Origin of the sequence: Lacrimispora sinapis (assembly GCF_043633585.1) — a bacterium.
Classification (GTDB): Bacteria; Bacillota; Clostridia; order Lachnospirales; family Lachnospiraceae; genus Lacrimispora; species Lacrimispora sinapis.
The window spans coordinates 1,377,732-1,398,552 of sequence record NZ_CP141832.1 but is presented as its reverse complement, the minus strand read 5'-3'; the positions used below and the strand labels follow the sequence as shown (position 1 = coordinate 1,398,552).

The 20,821-nt window shown below is 44.5% G+C and carries 15 protein-coding genes and 1 riboswitch; of the genes, 3 read left to right on the top strand and 12 right to left on the bottom strand.

The genetic code is table 11. From position 1 onward, the window contains the following. Positions 1-169 precede the first annotated feature (169 nt). Positions 170-1,561 (bottom strand): alanine/glycine:cation symporter family protein, encoded by a 1,392-nt coding sequence (locus tag VIG27_RS06320; RefSeq protein WP_394526199.1) that lies wholly within the window; start codon positions 1,559-1,561, stop codon positions 170-172. Positions 1,562-1,709: 148 nt separating this feature from the next. Continuing rightward, positions 1,710-1,807, bottom strand: a riboswitch (glycine riboswitch). A 231-nt stretch (positions 1,808-2,038) separates the two neighbouring features. Here VIG27_RS06320 and VIG27_RS06315 point away from each other — a divergent pair. Beyond that, complete coding sequence (locus VIG27_RS06315) at positions 2,039-2,905, top strand: helix-turn-helix domain-containing protein (RefSeq protein WP_394526196.1); 867 nt, start codon at positions 2,039-2,041, stop codon at positions 2,903-2,905. 87 nt (positions 2,906-2,992) lie between these two features. On the opposite strand, the gene VIG27_RS06310 is transcribed toward VIG27_RS06315, so the two are convergent. From VIG27_RS06310 to VIG27_RS06285, 6 genes are all read right to left on the bottom strand, one after another. Next, positions 2,993-4,492 (bottom strand): extracellular solute-binding protein, encoded by a 1,500-nt coding sequence (locus VIG27_RS06310; RefSeq protein ID WP_394526193.1) that lies wholly within the window; start codon positions 4,490-4,492, stop codon positions 2,993-2,995. Positions 4,493-4,549: 57 nt separating this feature from the next. Then, positions 4,550-5,428: a carbohydrate ABC transporter permease gene (locus VIG27_RS06305; RefSeq protein WP_394526191.1), complete on the bottom strand. Its 879-nt coding sequence runs from the start codon at positions 5,426-5,428 to the stop codon at positions 4,550-4,552. Next, a complete protein-coding gene (locus tag VIG27_RS06300) occupies positions 5,428-6,366 on the bottom strand; it encodes an ABC transporter permease (RefSeq protein ID WP_394526189.1) in 939 nt (312 codons plus the stop codon). The genes VIG27_RS06305 and VIG27_RS06300 overlap by 1 nt, the downstream gene beginning before the upstream one ends. Positions 6,367-6,544: 178 nt before the next feature. After that, the gene (locus tag VIG27_RS06295) at positions 6,545-8,773 is read right to left on the bottom strand and encodes a helix-turn-helix domain-containing protein (RefSeq protein ID WP_394526187.1); all 2,229 of its coding nucleotides are present in this window, start codon (positions 8,771-8,773) and stop codon (positions 6,545-6,547) included. Between the two features lie 322 nt (positions 8,774-9,095). Next, the gene (locus VIG27_RS06290) at positions 9,096-9,266 is read right to left on the bottom strand and encodes a cupin domain-containing protein (RefSeq protein WP_394526184.1); all 171 of its coding nucleotides are present in this window, start codon (positions 9,264-9,266) and stop codon (positions 9,096-9,098) included. Positions 9,267-9,508: 242 nt separating this feature from the next. Continuing rightward, positions 9,509-9,724, bottom strand: a complete 216-nt coding sequence (locus tag VIG27_RS06285; protein WP_394526182.1) for a hypothetical protein — start codon at positions 9,722-9,724, stop codon at positions 9,509-9,511. Between the two features lie 206 nt (positions 9,725-9,930). On the opposite strand from VIG27_RS06285, the gene VIG27_RS06280 reads away from it, so the two are divergent. Beyond that, positions 9,931-10,650, top strand: a complete 720-nt coding sequence (locus VIG27_RS06280) for a DUF554 domain-containing protein (protein ID WP_394526180.1) — start codon at positions 9,931-9,933, stop codon at positions 10,648-10,650. Between the two features lie 7 nt (positions 10,651-10,657). Here VIG27_RS06280 and VIG27_RS06275 read toward each other — a convergent pair whose 3' ends face one another. Next, the gene (locus VIG27_RS06275) at positions 10,658-12,334 is read right to left on the bottom strand and encodes a S8 family peptidase (RefSeq protein WP_394526178.1); all 1,677 of its coding nucleotides are present in this window, start codon (positions 12,332-12,334) and stop codon (positions 10,658-10,660) included. 87 nt (positions 12,335-12,421) lie between these two features. Then, on the bottom strand, positions 12,422-15,469 hold the full coding sequence (locus VIG27_RS06270; RefSeq protein ID WP_394526176.1) for an efflux RND transporter permease subunit: 3,048 nt from the start codon (positions 15,467-15,469) through the stop codon (positions 12,422-12,424). A gap of 337 nt (positions 15,470-15,806) precedes the next feature. On the opposite strand from VIG27_RS06270, the gene VIG27_RS06265 reads away from it, so the two are divergent. Beyond that, a complete protein-coding gene (locus VIG27_RS06265; protein ID WP_394527439.1) occupies positions 15,807-16,664 on the top strand; it encodes an EamA family transporter in 858 nt (285 codons plus the stop codon). 207 nt (positions 16,665-16,871) lie between these two features. On the opposite strand, the gene VIG27_RS06260 is transcribed toward VIG27_RS06265, so the two are convergent. The 3 genes from VIG27_RS06260 to VIG27_RS06250 form a co-directional block, all read right to left on the bottom strand. Beyond that, entirely contained in the window at positions 16,872-17,942 is a 1,071-nt protein-coding gene (locus VIG27_RS06260) for a PQQ-dependent sugar dehydrogenase (protein ID WP_394526174.1), read from the bottom strand. 100 nt (positions 17,943-18,042) lie between these two features. After that, positions 18,043-19,026 (bottom strand): D-isomer specific 2-hydroxyacid dehydrogenase family protein, encoded by a 984-nt coding sequence (locus VIG27_RS06255; RefSeq protein ID WP_394526171.1) that lies wholly within the window; start codon positions 19,024-19,026, stop codon positions 18,043-18,045. A gap of 173 nt (positions 19,027-19,199) precedes the next feature. Then, positions 19,200-20,756, bottom strand: a complete 1,557-nt coding sequence (locus VIG27_RS06250) for a nitrite/sulfite reductase (protein WP_394526169.1) — start codon at positions 20,754-20,756, stop codon at positions 19,200-19,202. Between the last annotated feature and the right edge of the window lie 65 nt (positions 20,757-20,821).

The following is a 20,821-nucleotide window of genomic DNA, read 5'->3' as shown; positions in this document are numbered from 1 at the left end:
ACAAAGACCTATTATAAACATTTATTTTCAGAAAGCCATTAATTATGCATTAATTAATTTTAAGTTTTTTCGACATATTTTTACAAAATTTTAATAAATAAAAAAACAGCTATCCTTCCATCCTGTGGAAATGATAGCTGTGTGAACCATTTTTTACGTTTTGAACCGGTTACTCTTGTTCCATATTGTTTGATTTCCCGGACTCCCAGTCTTTCGTAAGCTTTACTACCACACTGCCAAGAAGAAGCAAAGCCGAAATATTGGGGATGACCATCAAACCATTAAATAAATCCGCCAGATTCCACACAAGATCGACTTTAAGTGCACAGCCAATTCCTACAAATATGGAAACCAGGATGGCATAGACGGATACGGCCTTTTTACCAAATAAGTATTTTACATTTGCAAGTCCAAAAAAGTACCAGCCCATAATCGTCGCAAAAGCAAAGAAAAACACGCAGATGGCGATGATCACATACCCGAAATGCCCAAAGACCTGGGAAAACGCTGACTGTGTCAGTTCGATTCCTGTAACAAACCCGCCTTCCGTATCGGTTGTGCCAAGAACACCAGAAGTTAAAATCGCAAGAACTGTCAAAGGCAGTAAGACAATGGTATCAATGAACACCCCCATCATGGCCACAAGGCCCTGCTCGCAGGGATGCTTTACCCTTGCCAGAGCATGTGCATGAGGGGTCGATCCCATACCGGCCTCATGGGTGAACAATCCACGGGCAATCCCAAAACGAATGGATTTCTGCACGCTTACTCCCAAAACTCCCCCCAAAACTGCCTGAGGCCGAAAAGCTCCAACGAAAATATCATAAAATGCAGGAATAATATTCCGGAAATTCACACCGATCACCACCAGAGAAGACAGGGTGAAGAAAACCGCCATAAAAGGAACCACCTTTTCCGCAACCGCAACGATCCGCTTTACGCCCCCCAGGAAAACAAGCAGAGAAAGGATTGCCAGACCTGCGCCAATAGATTCCGAAGGAACCCCGAACGCTGCCTCCATGGCACCGCCTACGGAATTTGCCTGAACCATATTTCCCATAAACCCCAGTGCAATTATGATGAAAACAGAAAAAATGGCTGCAACTATCTTACCGGCTGGTCCCTTGATAGCAGCACGTATGTAATATACAGGTCCTCCCACCAGTTCTCCATTGACCGTGGTTTTATAACGCTGGGCAAGGGTGGCTTCCGCATAGATCGTGGCCATACCTAAAATGGCGCTGACCCACATCCAGAACACCGAACCAGGCCCACCGGATACCATGGCTGTCGCCACACCCGCCAGGTTCCCGGTACCGATCTGCGCGGAAACGGAGGTGAGCAGCGACTGAAAGGATGTCATCCCTTCTTTTTCACTGGCCTTCTTGCCTCTTAAAGTGATCGAGCCAAAGGTCAGCTGAAAGCTTTGCTTGAATCTGCGAAATTGTACTCCTTTGGTGAGAATGGTAAAATACACCCCTGCACCACAAAGAACAATGATCAAAAACACATCCCATAACACCTTGTTGATACTGACGACCAATTCTGAAAACCATTCCATACTCTAAAATCTCCTCCTAAATTTTTATACGAATACCCAGCTTTTATTGAATTTTGAACATCCGCAGTTTTTTCAACAAATAAAAAAGCCAAACCACAATAACATGATTTGACTCCGGAAACCCACAAATAAACTCAAATTTTCCACCTATAGGTTCTCTGTCCTTTCGCCTGAGAGATTAAAACGAATCGTTTCGTTCCTTACACCTTCGGCACTCATGAAATGAGATTCTCCAGAGTTACATCCATTTATAGTCCACACCCGGATATCCAGGCACCTGAGAGTGTTACTCCTTCGGTAGGCTTACGCCACTTTCCTACAAACTTCACTTGCTGATATTATATTGTTTTTAATACTAACACATTGGGAAACCAATGTCAAATCCATGCGGTTGCCTCCATGTGCCTGCTTCCTCATAGACATCGGCCCAATCAGGTGGTATAGTGGAAACAGAAATGAGAAGTGGAGGGATTTTTAGTGATTAACGATTCCGGATATTACAATACGGAGGAACGAGGTGCTGCTGATATGAAGTATGATATTCTGGTCAACAGTGCGGGACATTATCGGCTGGTCACACAGCAATGTTTTGAGACTACCCGTCCATACGGACGTCAGGATTATCAACTACTGTATGTTGCCAAGGGCCGGGTGTATTTTCAGATGGAAGGAAAGCTCCATCCGGTCGGGGAGGGCCACATGGTCTTATATCATCCGGGTGACAGCCAGTATTACCGCTATGAGCTGATCCACCAGCCGGAGGTCTACTGGGTCCATTTTACAGGCAATCAGGCGGAAACGCTTTTGACCCAGGCAGGCTTTGGCAAAAGCGGGATTTACCGGACCGGTCCTCAAAGCGAGTTTGTCTTACTGCTTCAAACGATGATCCAGGAACTTCAGGTAAAAAGGAGCCGCTATCTCCCTATCACCAATTTATATATGAAAGAATTGATTGAGCTTACCGCAAGGTATTTTTCCGAAAATGAAAATGGACGGTGGAGCACCACCGGTTTCATTGAAAAGGCTATCGTCGATTTCCACCAGTCCTACCATCTTCCATTAAGGATCAGCAATTACGCAAAAAAATACAATGTCAGCTGCTGCTGGTTTATCCGCTGTTTCAAACGATACACCGGTAAAACACCCCAGCAATACATTATGGACATCCGGATGAACAAAGCAAAAGAGCTTTTGTATTCCAGTTCCTTTGGCTGCAATGAAATCGCCCAAAGCATCGGATATTCAGATCCTCTTTATTTCAGCAGGATTTTCAAACAGTCCGTTGGAGTCTCACCGCAAGAGTACAGAAAGCGTATCCGGAGTCAATCGGATGAAATCAAATAACCCAGGTAATAAAAGAGAAACTGCTGCAGACACCGTCCCGGCAGTTTCTCTTTTCCCTATGATTTATTGTTCTTTTATGGTGCCTGTTCAATTACTGGCATTCATCTCTTCCACGACTTTTGGTACGTTCAGCATTTCAGACTCCGTCTTATATTTTGTCATGCCTTCCTCCACCGTCATATCGCCCATGATAACCTTTGCAATAATTTCCTGCTTTAACATTTCAAGATCCGATTTGATTTTCGTAAGAGTTGAAGATACCGGGTAAACATTTTTTGCAACGCAATGGGCATTTACGATTTTTAGAGAATTCTCTACCTCAGGTGCCAGCTCCATCTTTTTATCATCAACCTCAAGCGGGCTGATGGCCAGCCACGGGGTAATCCATGCTTTTTTCAAGGTCTCTTCCGGGTTTGACAGGGTTGGGAGTGGCTTCAAATGGTCTCCATCCTGCTCCCAGTGAACGCCCTCCACACCGCTTTGGAACAATACCTGGCCCTCTCCGCCATCGTGCATGTATTCGATCATGTACTTGAAGAGGGAAGCTGCCTTCTCTTTGCTTGCCTTTCCTGAAATGCAAAGAAGATTTGGTACGGCAAATTCGTATACAGCCCCTTCTATTGGCTCAATGGCTATGACTTCTGCCTCAGGAACATTCATTTTAAGACGCTCTGTCAATGTCTGCCCCCATAAGCCGCCCCAATAATTAAACACGCCAACCGAACCGCTGTACCACTGATCCCTGCAATTGGAGGTGGTGTTGGTAATTACTTCACTGTCCAGCAGCCCTTCCTCGTAAACAGCACGCAGATTGGTCAGCGCCTGGGCCATATTTTCCTGCCCCATTCCATCCACCCATTTTCCATCGACCTTTTTAAACTCGGGTGTTGCCCCCTGGAAAAATTCTGGCAGGTTCATGGCAGATTTCAGTGCCGGTGCGGTAATGGGTACGGTGCACTCCGGAATTTCCTTTTTAAATCTGCGGAGCATTTCGATAAATTCGTCATACGTGGTTGGAACCTCCATTCCAAGGCGGTCCAGCCAGTCTTTTCTGACATACGTCACCGCACCGGACGGTGTCTCCATCGGCACACCATAAATTCTGCCGTTCAAGCTTATTGCTTCCCAGGTAGCAGGATCCACCTTCTTATATAATTCCGAGTTCTTGACCAGGTCCGTTAAGTCTGCAACCGCATTCTGCTTTGCATAAACGGCAAGGTTCTCACCGGTCAAGTCAAACATATCGGGTACCGTGTCCGAAGCAAAGGACAATTCAAGCATCTGTGAATATTCATTATTGGATATTATATCCAGATTCATCTTAATCCCGGTCAAGCGTTCATATTCTTCTGCCCACTGAGCCGTTCCATTTTCTTCATTTAGGCCGCTATGCACCATCCACCGGATGCTTTCCGGTTTCTCCGCCTCTGCCGTATTCCCTGTGCTTTCCCCAGTTTTCCCCTCCTGGCTCTGGGCAGGTGCCTTTGTCGATGCCGTTTCCGTTCCGCTTCCCACACAGCCGGTCAGAACTGTGGCTCCCATGACGGCTGCCATTGTGACCGATGCTGCCTTTCTCATCCATCTCATGATGAAATCCTCCTTATATATAAATTTTAATAAAACCGCTGCGTATAACTGCCGCCTTTACCCCTTTACGGCTCCAATGGTGACCCCCTTTGTAAAATATTTCTGGACAAAGGGATAAATGATCAAAAATGGGAATACCACCACAATGACTACCGCTGATTTGAGCATTTCCTGGGACATGGTAAGGGTGGCGGCATTTCCTGAGATACCGTCATTTAAAATCAAATCTCTCACCTTCACCTGAAAATTCTTCCAGTTGGGATTGGTGATATAGAGAATGAAATGCATGTATTCATTCCAAAGTCCCACCGATATGAACAGGCCGATGGACGCCAGGGCAGGCTTTGAAAGGGGAAGCACGATTTTCCAGAACGTATCCACTGGCGTACAGCCATCAAGAGCCGCCGCTTCGTACAGGGACTGGGGAATCGTCTCAAAAAAGCTTTTCATCAGAATGATATTGTACGCACTCAAGCTGCAGGGAATGATCACTGCCAAAAGATTGTTCATCAGACCCAGATTTCTTATATTCAGATATGCAGGGATCATCCCGCCGTTGAACAGCATGGTGAAAAGGATTAAATTGGTCAATATTTTTCTTCCCGGCATCTCTTTCTGAATGATCACATATGCCCCTAACGTGGTCAAAAGCAGGCCCACTGCAGTTCCGGAAGCCGTTGTCAGAACGGATACCAATAGGGGCCGGTACAATGTAACATTTTTTAAAATCATGGTGTAAGCGGTGAAATCCCACATTTTCGGCCAGAGCCGGATTCCATAGGTGGATGGGTCGACTGAATCCACAAATACTTTTAATAAAGGAATTACCATCGCACACATTAAAATGCTCAAAAACAGATAATTAAAGATCAGAAACGCGGCTCTTGCCCGATGCCCTTTTTTTAGTGAAAACTTTTCTCCTGTTTTTCCTGCCATTATAGGATTCCCTCCCCGTTGATTTTTTTGCTGGCCCTGTTTGCAATGGTTACAAGTATCACCGATATGATGGATTTAAACAGGCCGGCAGCAGTGGACAGCCCATAATCCGCACTGGTGATTCCAAGGCGGTATACGAAGGTACCGAGAACGTCGGAGACTCCGAGGACCATGGAATTTTGCAGCACCCACACCGAATCAAACAGGTTTAAGACCTTGGCAAGATTTAGGATGAACACCACCAGAATCGTGCCTGAAATGGCGGGTAAGGTAATAAACCAGATCCTCTGCAGACGGCTGGCCCCATCAATGCGGGCCGCCTCGTGCATCTCCTGATCCATACCTGCCAGTGCCGCAATAAAGATAATCGTTCCCCATCCGGTTTCCTTCCACCGGTTCACCACATAAAAAACCGGTCTCCACCAGTCTTCATTGGCCAGAAAATAAATTGGTTCTCCCCCAAACATGGTAATGATCTGATTGATGATTCCATTTTTCGGAGATAAAAACATGGTGAATATGGAAGCGACTACCACCCAGGATATAAAATGGGGAATGTATACTATGGTCTGTGTTAGCTTCCTGAATTTAATCAGAGTGATTTCGTCGATGAGAAGGGCAAGCCCCACGCTGAAGACAAGCCCCAGCACCATGTTGATGAAACTGATCTGAAGAGTGTTTCTGAATGCCCTCCAGAAAGCGGGACTGGAAAACAGGGTCTTAAAATTTTCCAGTCCGATAAAAACCGGATCAGTAAACGGCGTATATTCTGTAAAGGAATATAAAATACCGACCATAGGAAGATAACTGAACAGAATCATGCAGATAAGGACCGGCAGGAACATGACGTAAAACCACCGGTTGTGATAAATACGCGTTTTCAAAGGCACGTTGCTGTGTTTATAAACTGCTGTTTCTGCTTTCTTAAACTTATTCATAACATCCCTCCATATCATTGGGGCTTTTGTGCATCCCGTCTGTTTATTTATCATAACAGTTCTTGAAACACAGCATAAGATACAATTTTTTTCATCTAAAAAATTGTACCGAAAAAGGAACCATTCTTCTGATTTCTGAAAAATGGTTCCTTTTTCCTTTTTCCTTTTCGTTCCTCTATCAGCTTCTTGCCTCTTTGGGACTGATTCCCTTTACCCGCTTAAAGGCACGGCGGAAGGACTGAACGCTGTTATATCCCACCATAGCCGCAATCTCATTGACCGTCAAAGAGCCATCCTTTAATAATTCACTTCCTTTGTCAATGCGTAACTTTTCCAGATAATCGGCAAAATTAATTCCAGCCTGTTCCTTAAAGACGGAAGACAAATACCCCTCCGACACCCGGAATACGGTCCCCACCTGGGCCAGACCAAGACCGGAATCCATATAGTTTTCTTTCATATAGGCAATGATGTTGTCAATCATAATCCCCCGCTGCTGTTTCTTTTTCTCTCCTGTCTCCTGGCAGATCCGCTGACATACCCGGTCCAGACGGTCAAAATATTCCTCATGGCTTTCCTCCGGGTTTATCACGATCTCATTGAGCCACAGAATTAAATCCTTTCCGGAACTGTCCTGTTTTAAAAACCTGGAAAGAAGCTCCGTCATTTTCCGGTTGAATTTAATAAACAGGGAACGTTTTACCTTCCGTTTCTCAAAATTCTCCCTTTTTAAAATCCTGAGAAGCTCCCTCACTTCTTCCAAATGGCCCCCGCGCAGGGATACTTCCAGCTTCTCCTCCGCAATATCGGGGAAGTAACATTCATTGTCACTGACCAATTTTGCATTATATTCCACTACCGGCATCTGAGCGTCCGCGTGCGCCAACGCATATCTGGCTTCTTCTCCGGATTTCCATAAATAGAGCAGATCATCACAAACTTTTCCAATCCCCCAGCTGGTATTCACCTGATATTCTGCCACCAGCCAGTCATATATCTCTGCAATGGTCTTTTTAATCCCCTCATAATTATGTTCTACGGCGAAGATCACGAAGGTATCCCGATAATTCTTCTTATAAAACCAGACTCTGTCCTGATAGAGTTCTTCCAGCTTATTCCGGATCAGCCTTATGATGATCCTTAATTCATCAAGGGTCTGGCTGTCGATATCATTAAAATCATTGTTGGAGAACAGTTCAAAGGATGCGACCACGTATTCCGTATCGTCCATGGAAATACCCGCTTTTCTTGCCGATATCCGCAGCTGGTTTTCGCTGTCAAAGCCGGCCTTTAACAGTTCATGGAAGAACTCCTTCTTCCTGGAGGTCTTATCCATTTCCAGCTCGGAAAGCAGATTCTGGTGATCCTGCAGAATTCCGGTCACCACTTCCCCCATCTTCTGATAGCTGTCCGTATTCTTCCCTGCTGATGACAGGACTCCCCATATTTCATTAATGGGTCTCCCCTTTTTTACTGCCATCATAACGGATACCAGGATACCGATTACAATTGCAGAGCCGCCCAGGAAAAATACCAGATTTTTCAAAGCTCCCAATCTTAAAAGGGCTGTCTTTTGGGGTACCACAAGAACATAGTCCCACTTGTTTCTTCCGGACGTGACCCGAATCACACTTTGGCCCTCTTTTTCAAAATATCCGTGAGAATCAAACGCATGTTCTGCCAGTTCCGGCTCCTGCCGGCTTCCGTCTGACCACAAAAGATTTCTGTCATGGTCAAAAACCATGATTGCATATTTTTCTCCTGCATAAACATTGCCAAAATCCAAAAGTTCCTTTAAGCCGGATTCCTTCAGCCTGTAAACCAATACTCCATTATTGTCTCCCACCAGATACTCGGAAAATGGTTTCCGGTATTCAATGGTATTCCCCTGCTTTTCATATACCGGAACCCGCAGTTCTGGTGCTACCACGTTTTTCCGCCACGAGGTCAGGCTGGTCCCCCAGTTTTGCAGATACCGCTGGAAAATTTCCGGTCTGTAATACGTTTTGCTGTATAAAATCAGATCCACTCCCTGAAAGTATAGGTACCCCTCATCCAAAAGATCAATGGTCTGGTAATGTGTAATATCATAGAATTCATTGACTGCATCAATGGCTGTAATAATGTATTCCTTATCTGTCTTCCTGGACCGCCCCATGGACTTTATGGCGGAATTCTCAGTAATCTGCAGTGCCATGCTTTCCAGACGCTCTAAATTATTGTCAATAATATTAACGCTGCGCTGCAGCATTTTCACATGGGAATCCTTGATCTCCTCCTCCACGATGAAAAAGGACCGCGAAAACCCGTAACTTAAAATCAGAAAAGGCACTACCAGAACCAATATGTAAGAAATCAGAAATTGGATGATCGAATTTCTTTGATAAAGCTTCCAAATTTTTTTCATACTCTCCTATTCCTGCCTTAAAACTTTTAACAATGCTTTGAATTCCCGAACTCTCAAGATCAATTGTACAGGACGCAACATTATTATGACAATTGTACATCTTTTTCTGTGTATTTACAAGACAAAATAGTTATTATACATATATATATTTATACATGTAAAGATTATACATAGTCATTTTAGACAAGTACAAGCCGGTTTATGCTTACAGAAAGTCATATATTTGAAACCATCGTGATCCAAAAAAAGCCACAAACCTCCTGTATGAAGATTTGCAGCTTTTTTACATGATTTTCCTATGTCAATCTTAATGCATTCCCTGCTAGTCCAGTAAATACGCCCGGTCAAACAATTCAAAATCTTTGAAATCAAATCCTGGAGAAACCATACAGCCAACCAGCACAGAACGTTCCTTATTAATCGCAGAACCAAATATATATCCCTTGGGAACCAGATCCGATCCATTTTTACCACTTCCTGTTTGCTGTTCCATTTATTATATATTACATTTAGGTTACAATAGTGTTACAATCAAATTGTTCAAAAGTAAGAACAATATAATAAAAGGAAGGGGATTGGTATCATGTTTTTTGACTTCAGCTCATGCAACTTTAGTGATTTATTGGAATTAATTTCCCAGTTCTGCAAGTAATTTACGCAGGGTCCAGCCATTAAGACTGGACCCATTTTTTGTTTTTTCTTCTTTCCAGAACCCGGGATTATAAAAAGATTGCGTTATACGCCATCGTGTTTATTTCCCATTTTGTAATCATCTCTTGCCCAGTTGGGGGCATTGACGGGACCAGCTTTTGCATTGCCATTTTTTGCCGGGCCCTGGATCTCCGGCACCTGTGCCTGTTCATTTTTTGGGCGGTGCATTTTCTCATGATTTTCTGTTCCGTGGTTATTGGAATCATAAGGATCGGGTCTTCTCATACCTGCTTTTGCCATAATGATACCTCCTGTCAGCCTTTAGTTTCTGTATTTTCCCGCTAAACTATGCAATGAAAACAAACGAAAAAAGACCCTCTTTGCCGTTATCATCTGTTTACCGTTTTTCGTGTCTATGATATAATACCCCTTAAAAACATTTTTTTCGATTACTTTCGCCTTCAAAGGCAAAGAAATTTTGAAAAAATGATAGAAAGGAAAAAAACATGATAGGTTCAGGGACAATCGTAAATAGCATTGGTGTGATTGCCGGTGGTATCATCGGACTCTTACTGAAAGGAGGCTTAAAAAAGAGATATCAGGAAATTCTTATGCATGCACTGGGGCTTTCCGTCATATTCATCGGTATTTCCGGAGTTTTACAAGGGATGTTTCTAGTCAGTGAATCAGGCATCGAAACAACAGGTACCATGAAACTGGTGATTTCCTTGGTGCTTGGTGCTGTTTTAGGCGAATTTATCAACATCAACAAACACACGGAAACCTTTGGACAATGGCTGAAAAAGAAATTCGGAAGTGCGGAGGACAATAATTTTGTGGAGGGTTTCGTATCCACTTCACTGACGATCTGCATCGGTGCCATGGCGATTGTGGGTTCCTTGCAGGATGGTCTGACCGGTGACGCTTCCATGCTTTATGTCAAGGCGGCCTTAGACAGCGTTACCGTTATGGTGTTTGCATCCATTTTTGGCAGAGGTGTTATTTTTTCTGCCATTCCACTCTTTCTTTTCCAGGGTTCCATTACTTTGCTGGCGTCTTTTGTACAGCCCTTTATGACAGAGGCGGCAATCAGCCATTTATCCTTTGTGGGCTCTGCATTAATTTTTTGCGTAGGAACAAATTTAATGTTTAAAACCAAAATTAAGGTAGCCAATCTGCTGCCCTCTCTGATTATAATTGTATTCATACATACGCTTCCAATATAATTTACGTTTATAACCGGGATTGGTCCGATAACATACGAAGCAATGCTCTTATATCCAATATTCCATATCCCCAGACATTATCCGGATAATATCTGGAAGGATCCCTCCAGGCACTCTGGATCAGCATACCATGGAGCTGGTTTCCATTCAATGCGGCATTATTGGTTCTTATGACCCACTCCATGATCATAGCGATGGCACCCGCTGCAAAACAGACCGCAGCACCGGTTCCATTCAACACCCCGTATCCACTTCCCGAAATTGCACAGGGAATCAGGGATCCGGCAGCGGCGATATCAGGTTTAATACCTCCGGTCCTGGTATAGCCTCTTCCCGATTCCACTAATATGCTGTTAGTGACAGGATCATAAGCAGTGACCGTTAAAATATTGATGGTGTTCCCCGGTGAAGTTATGGTGGTATCCGGATTGGACTCATAAAAATAGGTTTCGTTGGAGATCAGATCATCCGACGGCAGCCATGTATGAAAAGAAAAAGGAGTATCCTCCACATCTACCACCCGAAAACTCCAGACTCCTGGGTAGGCATTACGAAAACTGATTAATATCAAAGGATTCCTGCGCCTGCTTCGGAATATAAAATTATGGACCAATACAACGCTTTGACTCTGTTCAAAAACAAATTCCTTACATTCCAGAGAAGGAAGAACCGCTTGCGTGGTTTCTCCAAGCGGTGATATGATCTCGATGGATAAAGACGATGGTGCATAGGGCCAGATCTCCATGGAAAACAACTTGTCATTTCTCCCTACGTTCATTTGAAATTCATTGACAAAAGGTTCCGAATAAGTGCTGTTAAAATAGTGTCTCCCTTTGTCTCCCTCATCTCCTGCCGCAGCACAGATCCCCATATTGAGCAGCCGAGATATATTATCCAAATAATCACTGACAGGATTGATCCCATCATGGCCGCCCTGACTGCTGCCCAACGCAATGCATAGGACTAAAGGACGTTTTAACCTCAGGGACATATTCACCAAATACCGGAGGCCCAGCATCACATCTGTTTCCTGAAAACATACCGAGCCATCCGGAATATTGTAAAGCTGTCTTAAATTCTGTTTTGCTTCCTTTAGTTTTACGATCACAAGTTCCGATTCCGGTACGATCCCGCTGAAATTCCGGGTAAAGTCACGCCTGCCTGCAATCACGCTTGCGACTGCGGTTCCATGTCCGTTGGTATCCACGGAAGGAACGATCTGCAGGGGGTCGGAAGAATCCAATGCCTGATTGATCCTGTCACTCGTATATTCACTGCCAAATGTAAATCCAGGGGGTATGGTGCCTCCCTGTACGGTCTGGTCCCATATGGAAGCAATGCAGGTGGTCCCATTCCTGTTTATGAATGCCGGATGCTGATAATTGATACCGGTTCCAATTATTCCTGCGAGAATCCCATTTCCATGAAAATCATATTGCGAATTGATAAGTATCGCATCACTGTAGGCAATTCCTTCACTGACTTGAGATACCAAAGTGTATATTTCAGGGAAATAGGAATAAGGACTTTGGGTTTGATCACAGGTATTGATTTCAGCGGTCCTGACATGTAATATGGAATAGGTCTCGTTCAGAGGGGTCACGTTCTCACCCGTATTGTATGTGGAACTTACTATATTTTCAATGATCAGATCATAATAATTCTCATCCAGAATTTTTTCCATACAGTTTCCCCTTATTACTCAGCAAGTCAATAATATATATGCAAAACCAGTTCGATTATGTGGATATAGGAAAGAATATCAATAATATCAATCAAACTCGAGGTCTGATTTTGTTTTTTTCTTTCCGCTCATGATCATATAGTAGACCGGCAAAAGAAGAAGGGTCAAAACCGTGGAAGCAGTAAGGCCGCCTACGTTGACCAGAGAAAGGCCCTGCATGATCTCTCCGTTATCGCCCCCGCCCATTGCCATAGGCACAATGGAAACGATGGCAATAAGGGTCGTCATTAAAATAGAACGGAATCGGTTGGTTCCTGCCTTTACTACTGCAGTCGTTTTTTCCATGGTCTCGCAGTATTGGTTTGCCGTTTCCACATACAGGATTCCTGATTTGACTACCGTACCAACCAACATCAGGAAGCCTAAAAGAGATGGCATATTGATCTTGATATTTGCAGCCACCATTAACCCAAAGGCTCCAATCAGGCTAAACGGTATGGAAGTCATGACCATCAATGACATCCTGGCTGATTCAAATTGAGCCGCAAGGACTACAAAAAGCAGGAAAACGGCTGTAACAATGGCCATAAACAGATTTTTAAATTCTTCGGCCATGGTTTCTTCTTCACTGTTCTTCGCCCGTGTAACTGTAGCATCCAGATATTTTCCAACCATCTCATGATTGATGTTTTTTATCACCTCAGCCTTTTCTTTCTCCGTCTCCACCTCATCGGTAAAGGAACCGGTAATTGTAACCAGATACTGTTTATTTTTCCGATTGATTGCAGTAGGACTGTCTTCGTAACCGATATCTGCCAGGTCTGTCAAGGCAACGGAACCACCGGAACTGTTGGGAAGCAGAATTCCTTTCACCTTATCCAGGGTATCATAATAATTTTCTCCATATTCAAGCTGTACAGAGATCTCCTCTCCATTCCGGTCCATGGTTGTGGCTTCCACACCGCTCAACATCTCGTTTATGGCGGCACCTACCTGGATGGGGGCCACCCCTTCTGCCGCCGCCTTGATGGAATCCACGCTGATTTTAATGACGGGTGCCGCATTTTCAAGATCGGAATGTACCTTGATCAGCTCGGTGCGGCCTGACAGTTGGTTTACCATCTGATCCGATATTTTTTTCAGCTTATCCAGTTGGGCGCTTTGCAGGATTACCTCAAAATCTGAACTGCTGCTCATCATATTCACGCTGGAAGAGGATTCTACCGTAATGCTGCAATCAGGAATCTGGCTCATTTTCTTTTTCCAATGATTCACGATTTCTTTGGTGGAAAGAATCCGGTCATCCTTTAAATAAGCGGTTAAAGTGCCTACATTTTTGCTGGTTAAACTCAATCCTCCTCCCCCATAGGTTACCATATAGGAATCCAGGTCCTTTTCACCGGTCACAACGGCCTCTGCTTTTTGAAGAATCTTATTCACCTCCTCCAGCTTTAGTCCGGGTTTTACCTCGATGGAGACGGCAATGGTGCCTTCATCCGTATCAGGCATGAGCTCAAAGCCCAGCTTTCCCGCCAGAACTGCGGAGGCCGCCAAAAGAAGGACCGACACGATCATGACAAGGGCTTTTTTACGGAGAAGCCTTGCGGCAAGGGCTGTGTAACCAGCCTGCACCACTCTCACAATGCCCCCTACCGGTGAGTCATTCTTTTCTACAGGGCGCAGTCTGCTGTAACACATGGGCACAATGGTCAGGCCGGAGATTGCCGATGCCAGGGACGTGAAGATTAGAGTAAAGCCCAATGGCATAAACAGCTGCCCGGACATTCCCTCCAAAAAGGCAAGGGGAATAAACACCACGCTGTTGGTTACGGCTCCGCCTAAAATAGCGGCAAAGACCTCACTGGTACCTCCAACCGCTGCTGACATATAAGCCTTAAAGCCTTTTCCCTTCTGGGCTTTGAAGCAGCTGTCAAGGACCACAATAGAGTCATCCGTCATGTTTCCGATCGCCAGCACGATACTGCTCATCGTGATTAAGTTCAAGGAAAACCCCATGACAGACATCATGATCAGGGAAATGAGCATGGATATGGGCATGGAACTTCCTACGATCAGAGATGCCTTTAAATCACCAAAGAACAGGAAAATAATAACCATAGCAATGAGTACCGCTGTGATCATGGTGTCCTTTACGTCATTTAAGGCAGACAGGATCTGGTCACTGGTATCGTTAATTTCGATAAATTCCACATTGGGATATTCCGACTTCAAATTTTTAATGGTCTCCTTCACTCCCTTGGAGACCTCTACCGCACTGTTTTTCTGCTGCTTGTTGATGGATAAGGTTATGGTCTCCTGACCGTTATACCGTCCAATGGTATCCTGCTTTTTCAATGCTTCTTGTATTTCAGCTACATCCTCTAGATAAATCGTCTTTCCGGCCCCTGCGACTAAAGGAACCTTTTTCAGCTTATTGACATCATCCACCTTCACCGATGTAACCACGGACAATTCCCGTTTCCCTACCCCTGTACTTCCTGCCGGATAGCTGAAGTCCGCCGCCTTGATGGCCTGGGTAATGGAATTCATGGTCAAATGGTACTGATTCATTTTCTCCGGAATCAGGCGTACGCTTACATAGTTTTCCTGACCGCCGCTTATATCCACACTGGCAACGGAAGGTATTTTTTCAAACTCCGGCATGATGGTATCATTGACGAAATTATACAGGTTGTGCTGGGTCGGATCATTGACAGCCAGTACAACTGCAGGCATGTCATTGATATTAAACTCCATTATTGTAGGGGTTTCCACATCATCCGGCAGTTTTATTGCATCTATCTTTTTCTTTAAATCAGAATACGCTTTATCCATGTTGGTGCCATATTCATATTCCAGCATTACCATAGAAACATTTTCCTGGGAAACGGACTGGATGTTTTTAATACCGGAAAGAGTTCCTACCGCGTCTTCAACGGGTTTTGTCACCAGGTCATTGACATTTTCCGGACTGGCTCCCGCGTAGACGCTGCTGATCAGCATCATGGGGAAATTCATCTCCGGAGTCAGCTCCATCTTAGATGTAAATACGGAAGACAAACCAAATACCAACAGGCATAGAATGGCCAGAACCATTGTAACAGGGCGCTTTAAAACAGCTTTTATAATTCCCATACACTACCTCCTCACTGTAGAAAATCAAAAGTTACCGCTGTGCAGCAATGAAACACCTCCCTTGTAGATTTTTGTTCTGTACTCCTTTCGATTCTATGATAGCTTCCGCCGGAAATAAGGCGTCGTCTTAAATGAGGTGTTATCATAATTTATCTGCAAGTCCAGAAAAACATGCTATAAAATGCATTATGAAAAGATTAAATAAATATAAACAACTTTTTTTCGCATTTTATGAAAATGATTCTGTGAACGGATTGATCTATTCCTTGGTACGGTGTAGACTATACTTAAAAAAGCATATCTTTAATTTTATTTACAGAAAAATGGGGTTACTATGATGTGGATATTGTTTGCGTTCGGCTCCGCCTTTTTTGCCGGAATCACAGCCATATTGGCAAAAATAGGTATTAAAAACACGGATTCCAACTTGGCAACCGCACTTCGGACCATTGTGATTTTGATTTTTTCCTGGTTCATGGTCTGGATCACCGGTGCCCAGCATACCATAAACACGCTGAATCCAAAAACAATTATTTTTTTGGTTTTATCGGGTCTGGCTACCGGCATGTCCTGGCTTTGCTATTTCAGGGCGCTCCAGCTGGGCAATGTGAATAAGGTAACTCCCATCGACAAATCCAGTACGGTACTGACTATGCTTCTGTCCATGGTCTTTTTAGGCGAGGCCATTACCGGAATAAAAGTTTTGTCCCTTTTTCTTATTGGTGCAGGTACCTGGATGATGATAGAGAAAAAAGAAGATGCCAAAAAAGCCATAGACCATCGGTGGCTTATTTACGCATTGGGTTCTGCCGTCTTTGCCAGTCTTACTTCCATTTTAGGAAAAATCGGAATTCAGGATGTGGATTCCAACCTTGGAACGGCAATCCGTACGATCATCGTCTTGCTTATGGCATGGATTCTTGTTATCATAACGAAAAAGCAGTCTGAGATAAAAGAGATTGATAAAAAGAATTGGTTGTTTCTGATCTTGTCGGGCCTGGCTACGGGCATGTCCTGGCTCTGCTACTATAAGGCTTTGCAGAAGGGCCCCGCAGGCATTGTCGTTCCTATTGATAAGCTGAGCATACTACTTACCATCGGATTTTCATATTTCATCTTAAAAGAAGAACTGAGCCGTAAATCCTTTGGCGGTTTGATTCTGATTGTTATTGGTACCTTACTGCTATTGATTTAACCAAAGAAAAGAGCCAAACAGGTTCAATGGTTTGGGAACTGAGCTTTTGAATCCCCCCATTGATCCGGACCCCGTATGACACAATCATTCTCGGCACTCCTGTTTGGGCCGGTTCCTTTGCAAAGCTGAAAAAAGCAATACCGGACAATGAGTTTATTGGCGAGATTGCTTTTGTTGATCCTAAAACTAAACCGGAAGGGAACGCTTCTAAAGTGATTGCCTGGACCAAAAGTCTGACCGGGTAAAATTGTTTGGCACCAGTCTGTAAATTTTATCATCCCCATTGTAGGGAATCCCTCTGCCGTCCATGTTACTGGTGCTAATATAGATGGAACCGTCCATTGCCTCATAGGCTTCCCTTAAACGTCCGTAAAGTCCGTCCAGCAACCGTTCTACACCTACCACCTGGGTTCCCGATTCATCAAGTGTAATTGCAAGGAGTACATTCCCCCGAAGTGTGGATACAAGCAGCTGACCGCTTCGGGGTCCTTCGGTCACAAAGGTAAGCCCGGCAGGAGCCCAGGTATTGAGTCCGCTGTGTATGACAGGCTTAATAAAATCATACCCCTCTATTTCTTCATCTCCTTTTACCAGAGGCCATCCATAGTTGCCGCCTGGCTGTATGAGATTAATCTCATCATGCGCGCTGTCCCCGTGATCCGTGGCATATAAAACGTTTCTGTCATCCCATGCAAGGCCCTGGGGATTGCGAAGGCCAAGAGCATAAACCGGAGAACCTGGAAACGGGTTATCCGGCGGAATACTTCCATCGGTTGCGATACGCAGAATCTTACCGGCCAAACTGTTGATATCCTGGGCAAGTTCCCGTCTGCCGGCATCTCCCGCAGTGATATACAGATAACCGTCAGGTCCGATTTTGATCCTGCCGCCGTTATGGATACGGTCTGCCGGTATGCGGTCCAAAAGAATCGTCTCTTCCGATGCGGTATTTCCGTCGATCGTCATGCGTACCACACGGCCGTAAATCCCATCGTCGTCTTCATAGTTATACATAAGATAAATAAAACCATTGGATAAAAAATCCTCATCCAAAGCGAGCCCCATAAGCCCGCCTTCTCCCATACTGACAAAAGGCGGTTCAAAGGTATACACCGGCACCGGATTTAATCTGCCATCTTCCACGACACGCAGAGTTCCGTTACGCTCCGTAAAAAAAACTCTTCCGTCTTTACTTACTTCCACAGACCAGGGAACGTAGAGATTTTCTGCGATGGTCTGGACCTCAAATAAGGGACCTGGAAAGTTTCCGTTCATCATCTTGTCTTCCTTCCTGCTTTAACGGCATTGTCAGCCGTGTTCCTTCTAGCATTATATGGAAGAAATCAAAATCTCATGAGAAGTTCTGTTTCCTTTCCTGCTATCCATTTACCCGCCAGGGGTTATCCCTCCCCTCTAACTCATATTTGCAGCTTAATATGGAATACTCCACCATATCACTCACCGCTTCTTCGGTATAAAAAGCAGTGTGGGGAGTGAGGATGACATTGGGCATAGACTGCAAAAGGGCGAGCTCCCGGTTGGAAAGTACTTTATATTTCAAATCTTTATAAAATACCTTTTTTTCATTTTCCAAAACATCCAAAGCTGCCGCCCCGATTTTCCCCGATTCCAGACCTTCAATCAGGGCCTGAGTATCAATCAGTGTACCACGGGCGGCATTGATGAGAACTACACCGTCCTTCATCTTCTCCATTTCCTTTTGCCCTATCAAATGTTTCGTCTCTGCCGTCGCAGGAGCATGAAGGGAAATAACGTCGCTTTTCTGTAAGAGTTTCTCAAAAGGAACGTAGGAAACAAAGGGAGCAAGTGCTTCGTTCGGTTTCAGGGTGTGTACCAGAATTTCACATCCAAACCCACGAAGCCGCTGAATGACAGCCTCTCCGATCCTTCCTGCCCCAATGATACCTACGGTGCAGGTACGAAGCTCCCGGCCCCTCACACTTGTAAGGGAATAATCCTGTACTGATCCCCGCATTATAATCGTTTTAACTTTGCGCAGTGCCATCAATATGAGCATTACCGTATACTCGGCCACACTGGCCGGAGTATAATTGACGGTGGAGACAGGAATGTCCAAAGCGTCCGCCGCCTCTATGTCGATATGGTCAAAGCCGACAGAGCGGGTGGATACGCAGCGGATGCCGCTTGCTTTCCATTTTTCAAGTATCTCTTTGGTAATGGAGGTGGTCACAACGCTGACCGCGTCACAGCCTTCTGTCTTGCCCGCGTTCTCTAAGGTGGGGCTGTAAGGCAGTGTATGAAGCTCCACCCCATATTGTTCTGCAAATGTTTGAAAGAACATTGATTCATCCGTACGGACGTTGTATGCCAGCAATTTCATAAATCTTCACTCCTTTTTTGGGTTTTTCCGGCCTTCCGATGCAACAGATCCTATAACCTTACAATCACACAAATCCTGCCAAATGTCAAGTCTATAGGGGGAAAACAAGAACCGCAGCCCGGTTTGCATCTCCACAAATCAAGGCCGCAGACATCCATGCCTGCGGCCATTGCTTATTGTATCGTATAGTGACTTAAAATCTCCTCCAGCCGGGGCCGGTCCTCCTCGATCCAGTCATAAAAGTCCTTGTTTGTCTTTGATAGCTCTAACGCGATCTCATATAAAAAAGCAGGCACGTTTTCCCTTAATATGTCACCGCAGTAATCCGCAAGCCTTGCTTTTCCTACCCCCAGCTTTCCGCCCAGATGCAGCTCAAAGGCATCCTTTGCTTCTCCCTGGATATTGATTCTCTTCCCGCAAAAACCGATTTTTCCGATCTCATGGGCGCTGCAGGAATTGGGACATCCGGAAATATGGATTTCAGGCAAAACATCCTCTGTAAAATTCTTTTCCTTAAAATAGCCAATTACCTCTTTCAGTGTCTCCTGGCTGTCAAGTATACCCATCTGACATGTTGGCACACCAATACAGGCAACGGACCGTTCCAGACGGTTTTCTCCTCCGATATGCCTGGTCAGCTCCAGAATGTTCTCGGCTTCCTGTCCGTTTAAATTTCTAATATAGAAGCCTTCAGACATGGCAAGTCTTATTTCTGCTTCGGGAATTACCTTTACATGGTCGAATAAAAGTTCCATATCCTTTAGTGATAACTGTCCTCCAGCCGGATGGACATAGACACTGTATAGTCCCTCTTGCTTCTGCTCGATCAAGCGCTTGCTTTTGACGTCTGTTTTGATCCCTGTCTTGTTATATTCCTTCCCGGTGACAAAAAGCGTCCGGTCCCCGCCTTGTTTTACTTTTAAAAGATGGGCCCTGTAGCATTTCATAAATTCTTCTTCTCCCATGCGATCCAGGATATATCTCATGCGGGCCTTGTTTTTATTTTGATAATCTCCCTCGCTCATAAAAATCTGGGTAGCTGCTTCTACGTGGTACAGCACATCCTCCGGCTTGATCCGCTCCGGAAACTCTGCTCCAAGCCTGGAATTTCTACCAAGTCCACCGGCTAAGTAAACTCTGAAATATTTCTTTCCCTTTTCTTCCACCGCCAGAAATCCCAGATCAACTGCGCCGGTATTGGCTGCATCTTCTTCACTGTTTGAAAATGCGACCTTTAATTTTCTTGGCAGCTTATATGTATAAATCTTTTGGAGGAAATAATCTCCCACTGCCAATGCATAGGGAGATACGTCGAATGCCTCTCCTTTTTCCACACCTGACAGTGGGGATATGGCAACGTTTCTTGGATAATTTCCGCCGGAACCTCTTGTATATATGCCCTGCTTGATTCCTGCTTCTATGACTTCGCAGATCTGGTCCATACTGATTCCATGAAGCTGAATGGCCTGACGTGTTGTTAAATGCACTTGTTCCACACCGTATTTTACCGCATAATCATGAATGAATTGAAGCACATTCCACTGAACAATCCCAGAAGGTACCCGGAATCGAACCATAAAATCTTTTTTATTTCTATGGGCATATACCCCCATCCCCCCGGAGGCTCCCTTAAAATCCATTTTACTTATTTCACCATTTAAAAATTGATATCCTAATTCTTTAAACCCCTCAATTTCTCCTAACAGTACTTCATCTAATGTTTTCACCATTCACCGCTCCTTTTTGACATTGCATCCTATTTTAGGATATAGTATACTGTGTTTAAACCAATAAG